The organism is Streptomyces sp. BR123, assembly GCF_013401435.1.
In the GTDB taxonomy this organism is placed as follows: domain Bacteria; phylum Actinomycetota; class Actinomycetes; order Streptomycetales; family Streptomycetaceae; genus Streptomyces.
Genome location: NZ_JACBGN010000241.1, coordinates 1 through 10,964 on the forward strand (window position 1 = coordinate 1; position 10,964 = coordinate 10,964).

General features: G+C 75.0%; 10 protein-coding genes. 3 read left to right on the forward strand and 7 right to left on the reverse strand.

All coding sequences use genetic code 11. From position 1 onward, the window contains the following. From HYE82_RS27925 to HYE82_RS27955, 7 genes are all read right to left on the reverse strand, one after another. On the reverse strand, nucleotides 1-1,123 hold a 1,123-nt coding region (locus HYE82_RS27925), incomplete at its 3' end, for a glycosyltransferase (protein ID WP_179176947.1). Nucleotides 1,124-1,146: 23 nt separating this feature from the next. Further along, nucleotides 1,147-1,926 (reverse strand): polysaccharide deacetylase family protein, encoded by a 780-nt coding sequence (locus tag HYE82_RS27930; RefSeq protein WP_179176941.1) that lies wholly within the window; start codon nucleotides 1,924-1,926, stop codon nucleotides 1,147-1,149. Beyond that, complete coding sequence (murJ, locus tag HYE82_RS27935) at nucleotides 1,916-3,724, reverse strand: lipid II flippase MurJ (RefSeq protein ID WP_309144471.1); 1,809 nt, start codon at nucleotides 3,722-3,724, stop codon at nucleotides 1,916-1,918. The genes HYE82_RS27930 and murJ overlap by 11 nt, the downstream gene beginning before the upstream one ends. Beyond that, nucleotides 3,721-5,121 (reverse strand): O-antigen ligase, encoded by a 1,401-nt coding sequence (locus HYE82_RS27940; protein ID WP_179176942.1) that lies wholly within the window; start codon nucleotides 5,119-5,121, stop codon nucleotides 3,721-3,723. The genes murJ and HYE82_RS27940 overlap by 4 nt, the downstream gene beginning before the upstream one ends. Nucleotides 5,122-5,123: 2 nt before the next feature. Then, nucleotides 5,124-6,632 (reverse strand): exopolysaccharide biosynthesis polyprenyl glycosylphosphotransferase, encoded by a 1,509-nt coding sequence (locus HYE82_RS27945; RefSeq protein WP_256987811.1) that lies wholly within the window; start codon nucleotides 6,630-6,632, stop codon nucleotides 5,124-5,126. 2 nt (nucleotides 6,633-6,634) lie between these two features. Then, on the reverse strand, nucleotides 6,635-7,792 hold the full coding sequence (locus HYE82_RS27950; protein WP_218783150.1) for a glycosyltransferase: 1,158 nt from the start codon (nucleotides 7,790-7,792) through the stop codon (nucleotides 6,635-6,637). 79 nt (nucleotides 7,793-7,871) lie between these two features. Next, complete coding sequence (locus HYE82_RS27955; RefSeq protein ID WP_306439642.1) at nucleotides 7,872-8,975, reverse strand: DUF3344 domain-containing protein; 1,104 nt, start codon at nucleotides 8,973-8,975, stop codon at nucleotides 7,872-7,874. A 302-nt stretch (nucleotides 8,976-9,277) separates the two neighbouring features. Between HYE82_RS27955 and HYE82_RS27960 the strand changes: the two genes are divergently transcribed. The 3 genes from HYE82_RS27960 to HYE82_RS39080 form a co-directional block, all read left to right on the forward strand. Beyond that, a complete protein-coding gene (locus tag HYE82_RS27960) occupies nucleotides 9,278-9,685 on the forward strand; it encodes a rodlin (protein WP_179176944.1) in 408 nt (135 codons plus the stop codon). 241 nt (nucleotides 9,686-9,926) lie between these two features. After that, entirely contained in the window at nucleotides 9,927-10,157 is a 231-nt protein-coding gene (locus HYE82_RS27965; protein WP_256987813.1) for a chaplin, read from the forward strand. A 120-nt stretch (nucleotides 10,158-10,277) separates the two neighbouring features. Beyond that, nucleotides 10,278-10,964: chaplin family protein (locus tag HYE82_RS39080; RefSeq protein ID WP_179176946.1), on the forward strand; the 687-nt coding region annotated here is incomplete at its 3' end.

Here is a 10,964-nt window from a genome sequence, read left to right on the forward strand (position 1 = left end):
GGGTGCGGGGCGCGAGGGCCAGGCGGTACACGTCCAGCAGTTGCTCCGCGCTGCGCGCGATGTCGTAGCGCCGGACCACGGGCGGCGGCGGCAGCCGGGTGGCGCCCGCCTCCATGTGCCCGCGAAGGGCGGCGACCAGTTCCTCCGGGCCGGTGCCGATCCGCCGCGCGCCCGGCGCCTGCGCGGCCGGCAGGTCGTCGATCGCCGGGCAGGTGACGTGCAGCACCGGCAGCCCGGCCGCCAGCGCCTCCACCACCGCGAGCCCGAACGCCTCCTCCCGCGACGGGGACACGAACACGTCCATCGCGGACAGCAGCGCCGGGATCCCCGGCGTGCGCCCGTCCGGGCCGTCGCCCAGCGGGTCCCGCTCGCCCAGCAGGTGGATCCGGTTCTGCGCGCCCAGCTCGGCTGCCAGCCGGCGCAGCGCGGCCCGCTCCGGCCCCTCCCCGGCCAGCAGCAGGTGGGCGCCCGGCAGCGCCGCCACCGCCCGGACCAGTGCGTCGAACCGCTTGCCCGGCACCAGCCGGCCGATCCCGCCGACGACGAACGCCCGCTCGGGCAGCCCGGTCCGGGCCCGCGCGGCCCGGCGCACCCCGCCGTCGAAGCGGAACCGGGCGGCCTCGATACCGTTCGGCACGACGTGTACCCGGGCCGCGGGCACGCCCCACCCGGTCAGCCGGTCCGCGACCGTGTCGGAGACGGCCACCGTCGCCGCGCCCAGCCGCTCGCTCGCCAGGTACAGGGCCCGGACCCCGCCCGTGAGCGGCCGGCCCTCGATCTCGGCGTCGCCGAGGGAGTGCTCGGTGGCCACGACCGCCCCGGCCCCCGCGAGCCGGGCCGCGAGCCTCCCGTACACGCAGGCCCGGTACAGGTGCGTGTGGACGAGGTCGTACCGGCCTCGCCGGACGAACCGCGCCAGCCGGGGCAGCGCCCCCAGGTCCCGGTTGCCGCGCATGCCCAGGTGCACCACCCGAACCCCGTCGGAGCGCAACCCCTCGGCGACCGGGCCCGGGTTGGTCAGGGTCAGCACGTCGCAGCGCATCGGCAGGTGCCGCAGCAGCAGCCGCAGCTGCTGCTCGGCGCCGCCGACGCCGAGCCCGGTGATGACGTGCAGCACCCGCAGGTCCTCCAGCGGCGGCAGCGGCTTCACCGGTGCACCGCCCGGCCCAGCTGCCGCACCCGGTGCCGCAGCTGCTTGATCCGCAGCCGCCCGCTGCCGTCGCCCTGGCTGACGTGCGTGCGCGGCAGGGCGTGCGGGCCGGCCAGCCGCCCGGGGTCGATGGCGCACGCGTACCCGTACCCGGCGGCCCGCGTCGCGGCGACGACCCGCGCGTCGAGGTAGCCGTACGGGTAGCAGAACCCCTCGGGCAGGGTCCCGGTCAGCTCGCGCAGCAGCTCCCGGCTGACCCGCAGCTCCTGCTGGAGCACGTCGTCGGGAACGGCGGTGAGGTCCTGGTGGAGCAGCCCGTGCGAGCCGATCTCCTGCCCTGCGGCGGCGACCTCGCGGATGCCCTCGGCGCTGAGCAGCGGTTTGCGCGGCCCCAGCGGATCCCACACGTTGTCCACGCCGAGCCGCCCGGGCAGCACGAACAGGGTGGAGGTGCAGTCGAAGCGGCGCAGCACCGGCAGCGCCCCGGTCAGGTAGTCGGTGTAGCCGTCGTCGAAGGTCAGCCCGACCAGTCCGGAGCCGCGCCCGGCGGCGCGGGCCCGCAGCAGCTCACCGACGGAGACCCCGCGCAGGCCGCGCGAGCGCAGCCACTGCAGCTGGGCCTCCAGGGCGCGGGGGGTGACGGTGATGCCGTACGGGTCCTCGGCGGGATCGGTGAACTCGGTGACCGAGTGGTACATCAGGACCCACGGCGAGGCGGCGGTCCGGCGTGCGGGAGCCTTCGCGGCGGCCGGGGCCGTGTCGGTGTCAGCGGACATTGCGGAACCTCTGGGTCGAGTGGGCGATCTGGGCGGACAGCGTGGTGATTTCGAGGGCCCGTATGGCCATGCTGGCGGCCGCGAACATGGTCGGGACCAACAGGCAGCCGAGTGCGGCGCTGAGCAGCGGGTCGGGGATCATCGGCCCTGCGATCCAGCCGGTGCCGCAGGCCGCGAACGAGGCGACGGCGAGCCGGCAGATGCTGAGGGCGACCCTGCGGGCCTGGATCGCGATGATCCGCCGGCCGATGCCGAGGAGCAGCAGCACGGCGGTGGTGGAGATGCCGGCCGCGTTGGCGGCGGCCAGGCCGTACACGCCCCACCAGCGGACGGCGGTGGCTCCGCCCGCGATGTTGACGAGGAGTCCGGCGCCCATCGCGAGCGCCGGGAACCAGGTGGGCCGGGTGGTTGCGAAGAAGGGCCGGCTGAGGGCGCCGACGAGGCAGTGGCCGAGGAGTCCGAGGCCGTAGACGCGCATGACGGCGGCGGTGGCCCGGGTGTCCTCGGGGGTGAAGGCGCCGCGCTCGAAGAGGACTTCGATGATCTGCGGGGCGTAGCCGATGACGAGGGCGGTGCCGATGAGGACGGCGAGGCAGGCCAGCGCCAGGTCCTGTTCGACGCGTCGGCGGGCCTTCTCGCGTTCGCCGCCGGCCATGGCCTGGGCGACGACCGGGAAGGTGACGGTGCAGATCATCAGGGACAGCACCATCGGCATCTGCGCGACCTTCTGCGCGTAGTTCAGGTGCGAGATGGCCCCGGAGGGCAGGGACGCGGCGAGGAACCGCTCGACGAGCACCTGCGACTGCCGGAAGACGGCGAAGCAGATGACGGGGGCGATCACGCCGACGGCGATCAGGGTGGGCCGGTCCCGGTCGCGCTGGCTGCGCGGCGCGCCCTTGGCGCGCGGCTGGCCGAAGCCCACGTTCCGGACGAACGCGGGCAGTTGGACGAGGACCATCAGCAGCCCGCCGGCCGCGACCCCGGCGGCCGCCGCCCGCACGCCCCACACGGTGTGCAGGGCGATCATCGTCCCGATGATCCCGACGTTGTACGAGACGTAGATCGCGGCCGGCGGCACGAAGGAGCGGTGGGCCCGCAGGGCGGCGCTGAAGTACCCGGCGAGCCCGAAGGACAGCACGGTCAGCGCGGTGAGCCGGGTGCACTCGACGGCGAGGCCGGGGTCGGGCAGCCCGGGCGCGAGGACGGCGACGACGAGCGGCGCGGCGACGACCAGCAGGGACGCGACGGCGGCCAGGAACAGCGCGAGCCGCGGCAGGGTCGCCCGCACCAGCAGCCGTACGGGGTCCTGCGCCCGGGCCTCCATCCGGCTGAGCCCGGCCCGGGTGGCCGCCCGCCGGGCGAGGGCGTGGCTGAACGCGGGCACCATCAGCAGCGCCATGGCGTCCTCGATCAGCAGGGTCGAGGCCATCTCCGGGACGGTCCAGGAGATGAGGAAGGCGTCGCTGGCATGCCCGGCGCCGAAGAGGTGGGCGATGGTCTGGTCCCGGGCCAGTCCGAGCACCGAGCCCGCGGCGGTGAGTCCGGCGGTGACGGCAGCGGCCTTGGCCAGGAACCGGCCGAGCGGTGCGGGCGCGCCCCGGTCGGGACCGGAGCCCGGGCCGGGGCCGGCGGACCCGGGGGGCGCGGGCGGCCGCGGGCCCGGGGCGGGGACCTGGCCGTGGGCCGCGCCGGGCTTCGGCGGGTGCGGGGTCCGCAGAGGGTAGGGCGGACGGCCCGCAGCCGCGGCAACGTCCGTCGCCGCGGCCGCGGGCCGCCTCCAGGGCGTCGTATCGGTCACCGGCCGGCCGCACCGGAAGCGGCGCGCGGGCCGGCCGGGGACGGCAGGGCCCACCAGGCCGCCAGTCCGATGATCACTCCGGTGAGGACCGTGGACGGCCCGCCGATGTCCGCGTACAGGAAGTCGGTGAGCTGCCACACCAGCAGCCCGATCGCGATCAGCCCGCAGTCGCGGACCGCGTGGTCCGCTCCGCCCGCGCCGGCGATGCCGTACGGGTCCTGCGCGCGCCCCGCGGCGTACCGGCGGATCCCGGCCACCAGCAGCGCCGCCCAGCCGCCCGCGAGCGCGACCAGCCCGATCAGCCCCTGCTCGCCGAGGACCAGCAGGTACATGTTGTGCGGGGAGAGCAGCGGCTGGCGGACGTACCCCTGTCCGGCGCCGGCGGTGTCACTGCCGGAGGACAGCCCCAGGGAGGCGTGCCCGTCCCGGTGGGCCGGGAACCCCTTGAGCCCCACGCCCACCGCGGGCCGCTCCCGCCACATCGATTCGGCGGCGGCCCACATCGTGTACCGGTCGGTGACCGACTGGTCGGGGGCGCTGGAGACCTGCGTGATCGAGGTCAGCCGCTCGGCCACCATCGCGGACCCGACCCCGAGCCCGCCGACCAGAACGACCCCGAGCGCGGTGAGCGCCACCAGCACCCGCACCGCCCGCCGGATCCCGGCCAGCAGCATCACCAGCACCGCCGTGCCGGCCGTGGCGATCCACGCGCCCCGGCTGAACGACAGCACCAGCGGCACCACCAGCAGCAGCGCCGTGCCGCCCGCCACCCGGCGCACCGGCCGCGGCAGGCCCGGGGCCAGCGCCGCGGCCGTGGCCACGACCAGCCCGTACGCCACGACGGTGGCCATGCCCATCACGTCGCCGGGGCCGAAGGTGCCGACGGCCCGGACGTCCTCGCCCTGGTAGGAGGCGCCGGTGTGGGTCACGTACTGCACGACCCCGACCGCGCCCTGCACCAGGGCCAGCACCGTGAAGCACCCGGCGGCGAACCGGAACTGCCCGGCGTCGCGCACCAGCAGCACCACCGCCACCGGGACCAGCACGAACACCTGCAGATAGCGGACGAACCCCGGCAGGGCCGCCTGCGGATCCCCGGCGGTCGCCGTCGCCACGGCCAGCCCCACGGCGGGCGCCCCGAGCACCAGCACCGCGAGCGGGCTCAGCGCCCGCACCCGGCCGCGCAGCGCCTGCACCGCGCACACCAGCACCAGCACCAGCGAGGCCGCGTCGGCCGGGCCGACCTTGCCGGAGGCGCTCGCGTCACCGGCGGGCACCGGGACCAGCAGCGTCAGGACAGTCGCGGCGAGCGGCAGCAGCGGCCAGTGCCGCCGCAGCAGGTGGGGCACGTCCGGCCGGGCCCCGGCGCCGACGGCCGTCGTCACGGCGAGGCTCATGGTCAGCTGCCCCCCAGCCGGAAGCGGAAGAAGGAGGCCGCGGTGCGGGCGAGGATCCACAGGTCCTGCCACAACGACCAGGTGTCGATGTAGTGGTTGTCGAAGCGGGCCCGGTCCTCGATGGAGGTGTCCCCGCGCAGCCCGTTGATCTGGGCCAGCCCGGTGATCCCGACGGGCATCCGGTGCCGGGCCTCGTAGCCGGGGTGCACACTGCTGAACTTCGCGACGAAGAAGGGCCGCTCGGGCCGCGGGCCGACCAGGCTCATGTCGCCGCGCACCACGTTCCACAGCTGCGGCAGCTCGTCCAGGGAGGACTTGCGCAGGAAGGAGCCGACGGGGCTCATCCGGTGGTCGCCGGCGACGGTCCACCGGGTGGCGGACTCGTGCTCGTCGGCGCGCAGGGTGCGGAACTTCAGCAGGGTGAAGGGGCGCCCGTACAGGCCGACCCGCTCCTGACGGAAGATCACCCCGGGCCCGTCGGAGACCCGCACGGCCAGCGCGCACAGCCCCATCAGCGGTGCGGCGGCGAGCAGCGCGCACAGGGCGAGGCCGCCGTCGAGGCCCCGCTTCACCCAGCGCTCCAGCTGCCGGGCCGGGCGCGGCAGCAGCGGCTGGACGGCGTACCCCCACAGCTGGTCGGCGGGCTGGGCGACCCGCATGCCGGTGACCTTGGCGGTTCCGGCGGGGTCGGCGAGCCAGAGCCGGCAGCCGTGGTCGTGGAAGAGGCGGACGAGGGAGGCGGTGTGCTCGTCCGCCTCCGGCGGCCGGGTGAAGACGGCGGCCCGGACGGAGTTCTGGATGACCGCGCGCCGGATGTCCTCGCGGGTGGCGAGGACGGGCATAGCGCCGTCGCCGACGGGGCCGGCCGTGGTGTCGGCGAGCCCGACGGGCCGCAGCCCGTACTCGGGGTGCCCGTGCAGGGCGGCGGCGACCGCGGCGGCCCCCGCGCCGGGTCCGACGACGAGGGCCGAGGCGGGCCGGCGGCGGGCGGAGCGGCGCCGCAGCTGGTTGACGAACCCGCGGCCCGCGCACGCCAGGGCCGTCTGCAGGCAGACGGCTGCCAACAGCGCCCACCAGCCGAGGACCTGGCGGGGTTCGCCGGCGGCGGCGACGACGGCGGCGGCCCCGCACCACAGGGCGGCGGACCGCGCGGCCAGCGCGGGCAGTTCGAGCAGGGCGGACGGGGCCAGCCGCGGCCGGTACAGCCCGGCCTGCGCGTGCAGCAGGGCGAGCAGGACGGCGAGCGGTGCGGCCGCCTCGCGGGGGAGCGCCGGCCCGGGCACGGCGAGCGTGGTCAGAACGGCGGCCAGCGCGTCGGCGGCCAGCAGCGGGAGCGCCCCGTGGCGGTATCGGTCCCGCCGCTGCCGCACCAGCGGCCTGGCCTGATCGGCCCTCGGCCCCCGCGGTGGGTGGATGGCGGTGACGGTCCGTCGGACGGCGGCCGTGCCGGCGCCGCCGGCCGCGTGCCCCGTGCCGCCCTGTCCGCTGTGCCGGGGGGGTGCGCTGTCCATCGTCATCGGCTGATGCGCTCCTGGTTCGAGGGCCGGGGCCTGCCCAGCAGTTCGTGGTACAGCCCGGTGACCGCGTCTGCGGTCCGCCGCACGTCGAATTCGGTCCGGGCGTGCTGCTGGGCCTGCTCGCCGAGTTCGGCGAGCAGCCGCGGCTCGGCGAGCAACCGTCCCAGGGCCTTGGCCAGGGCCGTCGGGTCCTCCGGCGGCACCAGGCAGAGCCGTCCCTGGCCGGGCGGCAGGCTTTCCCGGGCACCGCTGACGTCGGAGACCAGGACCGGTCGGCCGCTGGCCATGGCTTCCAGCGGGGCGAGCGCCATGCCTTCCCACCGCGACGGCAGTACAACGAGATCGGCCGCCCGAAGCCACGGTCGGATGTCGTCGGCCCCACCCGCGAAAAGGACTCCGGGTGGGGCGCAGCGGCGCAGTTTCTCGGTGTCGGGACCGTCCCCGACGAGGGCGAGGCGGGCCTCGGGGAGGTTGCCGAGCACCTCCCGCCAGGCGCGCAGCAGCAGGTCCTGCCCCTTCTGCCGACAGAGCCTGCCCACGCAGACGGCGAGCGGCCCGTCGCCCAGGAAGGCGGCGGGCAGCGGGAGTCCGGCGCGGGCGGCGGTGCGGTCCTCTGCCCGGTCCGGGCCGCCGGGGCGGTAGTGGTCCAGGTCCACCCCGTTGCGGATCACCGACCAGTGGGCGGCGATCCCCTCGGCCTCGCCGACCCGCCGTTCGGCCTCGCTGACGCAGAGCACCCGGTCGGCCCAACGGACCCCGAAGCGCTCCCAGCGCCGGGCGAGGGCGCCGGTGGTCCCGCCGACCGCCTCGAACGACCAGGCGTGCGGCTGGAAGACGGTGGCGACCCGGCCGCGGGCGGCGAGCCGGCCGGCCAGCCCGGCCTTGGCGCTGTGGGCGTGCAGGACGTCGGGGCGGGCCCGGCGGATCACCCGGCGGGCACCCATGACCTCGGCGGCCAGGTCGGGTCCGGGAGCGCGGCCGGCCCGCCAGGCGAGCACCTCGGCGCCGGCGGCGCGGGCCTCCTCGGCGAGCCGGCCGCCGCGCGGGCAGCCGACGACGGCGCGCAGGCCGGCGGCGGTCTGGGCGCGCACGAGGTCGACGACGACGCGGGCGACCCCGCCGTCGACGGGCTGGACGAGGTGCAGGACGGTCAGTTCGGGTGCGGGCGGGGGCTGCGCGGGGCAGGGCTGGGCAGGGGCAGGCTGTGTCGGCACGCGGAGCGGTCTCCTACGTTCAGCGGCGCGCGTCTGTCTGAACGAAGAGCACGCCGAGGAAATGGCCCTGGCTTTCGCCCGTGAACCTGAAGTTCAGGCTGCGGGCGCCACCGGAGAGGGTGGGACTCAGGTCGAACACGTCCGCGTCATATCCGAGAGTGTTCATGTGTTCGGGCTGTCGCACGGACGAGGGTTGCCCGAATTCCGTGATCGTGGAATTCATGACATCGTTGAAAGGGTTTTCTTCGTCGCTGACGTCGGTCCGGCGCCCCGAATCGGCGGTCACGGTGAGTGAGTCTCCGAGGGTGCCCCGGTCACCGTCGTACGCCACCACCCCGGCCTTGCCCGAGGCCCCGGCCGGCGCACCCAGGCCCGCGATCACGATCGCCTCGCCCGCCGGCTCCCCGGCCCCCGCACTGAGGGCCTTGAAGCCGTCCCACAGCGAGATCCGGCGCAGCGGCTCCTGCGGGTGCTCGTAGGCGACGACCAGCGTCCAGCCGCCCCACGCCCCCACCTCGGACCGGCCCATGGCGATGTTGAGCTGGGCGACCGTCCACATCCCGGCGCCGCCCTTGCGGACCATCGGGGTCACGTCGGCCGAGGCCTGGTACGCATCGCTGCCCTCGTCCGTGCGGTGCCCGATCACGGTGTCGGCGAGCACCTCCTTGTACGCGCCGCCCGGCTCGGCGACGAGCACCCGCCCGTTGTCCTCCGGCGGCTTCTGCTCGCCGACGCGCAGGTTCCCGCCCCAGTACAGGCGGGCGTACGAGACCTGCGCGCCCGGCGGGACCTTGAGCTCGGCGCGGGTGGAGTTGTAGGTGTCCGGGTCCTTGTCGACCTCGCTGTAGAACATCTCGAAGTCGCTGTTGACCCCGACCGCGCCCTTCTTGACCTCGGCGCACGGCTCGGCGTCGGGGGCCGCCTCCCTACGGCAGCCGATCGAGGAGTTGGAGGCCCGCACCAGCCCGCCGTGCAGCACCGCCTGGTAACGCTGCGTGAACGGAACCTGGGGTGTCTCTTTCGGGCCCGGCGGGGCCTCGGCGCCCGCGGCGGGAACGGCGGCCGAAAGTGCGAGGCAGGACAGGAGGCCCAGCGTGCCGAGGATTCTGCGGGAGGAACCCATGACCCTGTCTCCATTTTCGATCAAGGGGGACAAAACAGGAGTGAACTTTGTCAGAAACCCGACCCGGAATCACGCCGGACTCGCGCGTACGGCCTTTTGGGCGATAACACGCACCCTTACAGGGGGCGAGTCGTTATGCGGATACGCCTGCGCCACCGGCACCCGGCCCCGACCGCACGCGCGACCGTCAACCGCGCCGCGCGAAACGGCGACATCCGGGTGAAGCCACGCAACCCGAGCCGACGGCGCGGCGTTGACCCGGGTGCTCAAGCACCGGGCAATCCTGCAAAAAAGGGACCACAATGATCAAGAAGATGATGGCCACGGCGGCGGTTGCGGCCTCGGTCGTGGGCATGGGTGCCGCGATGGCGCCGCAGGCGATGGCCATCGGGAACGACAACGGCATCAACACCGTCAACGGCAACGGCGCGTCGCAGATCTACGGCAACCAGGCCACCTACGGGAACATGAGCCCGCAGATGGCGCTGATCCAGGGCTCCTTCAACAAGCCCTGCATCGCCCTGCCCGCGAAGCTCAACACCCAGTCGCTCCTCGCCGGGGGCCTCGGCATCCAGGACGTCCCGATCCTGTCCAACCCGATGAACCAGCAGTGCACCGAGAACTCCACCCAGGCCAAGGGTGACGAGGCGCTCTCGCACATCCTGGACAACATCCCGATCCTCTCCGGCAACGCCTCCACCGGCAGCTGACCCCTCGCCCGCGCCACCGAGGCCGTCGCACCCCCGGGTCGCGGCGGCCTCGCCGCGTACGGAGCCGCCCCGCCCTCCCCGTTCGGAAACAGCCGCGGAAATCCGCGCCACATTTCCACCCGCCCCGACGTCCGGGGAAAATTCGGAGACGCCCGGAAAACCGGGGGTTTCCTTTCCCACACCCACTCGTTGTTGTTTCTGCAGTGGACAAGCCGCTGCGGGAAAGGATCGAAATCTCATGATGTACAAGAAGGCAGTGGTGCTGGCCGCCGGCGTTCTGATGGCCGCCGGTGCCGCCTCCCCCGCCATGGCCGACTCCACGGCCGAGGCCGCGGCCGTGGGTTCCCCCGGCGTCGCCTCCGGCAACCTGTTCCAGGTTCCGGTCCACATCCCGATCAACGTCTGCGGCAACACCTTCAACGCCGGCGGCCTGCTGAGCCCCTCGTTCGGCAACACCTGCGTCAACGCCTGACGAAGCATCTCCGCCCGCAGGGGCGAACCTCCTCGGGGTGACCTCGGAGTGCACGGCGGTGCACTCCGAGGTCACCTTGATTCAGCACCGGCCCCCGCGCCGGTAGACAGGGAAGGACCCATGCGACAGGTACTGAGCCGACAGGTACTGAGCAAGGGGGTACTCACGGCCGCGGCCGCCTCGAGCCTGCTGTCGATCGCCACCGGCGCGGCCGTCGCGCACCCCGGGGCGGTGGCCGAGGCCTCGCACTCGCCGGGCGTGCTGTCCGGCAACAGCATCTCGGTCCCGATCACCCTCTCGCCGAACGTGTGCGGCAACAGTGTGGGCGGCGGCGCGGCGCTCAACCCCTCGTTCGGCAACACCTGCGCCACCACGACCGGTTCGGACGCGCACCACCACGCAGACCGCGGCGGACACGTCCACGCCCGCCACCTGAGCCCCGAACACGCCGAGGCCTTCGAGCGCTACCTCCAGCAGCGCGGGGGACGGCACGCCCTTCCGGGGCCGCGCGGCGAGGAGGCCGGGCACGGCGGCCCCCGCGCGGAGGAGTCCCGCCCCTCAGCGCCGCGCCACGCGGCCCCGCGCCACGAGGCCCCACGCCACGCGGCCCCGCGCCACGAGGAGCCCCGCCACGACGGCCACCCGGAGGGCCGCCACGGCAAGCCGGCGGAGGAGGAGTGCGACGACCACCCCCAGGGCCGGCCGGTTCCGGAGCCCGCCCCGGTCGAGCACCACACACCCCCGGCACCGCAGCCCGCCCCCCTGGAGGAGGCGCCGCGGCCCGGGCCGCCCACCCGGCGAAGCCCT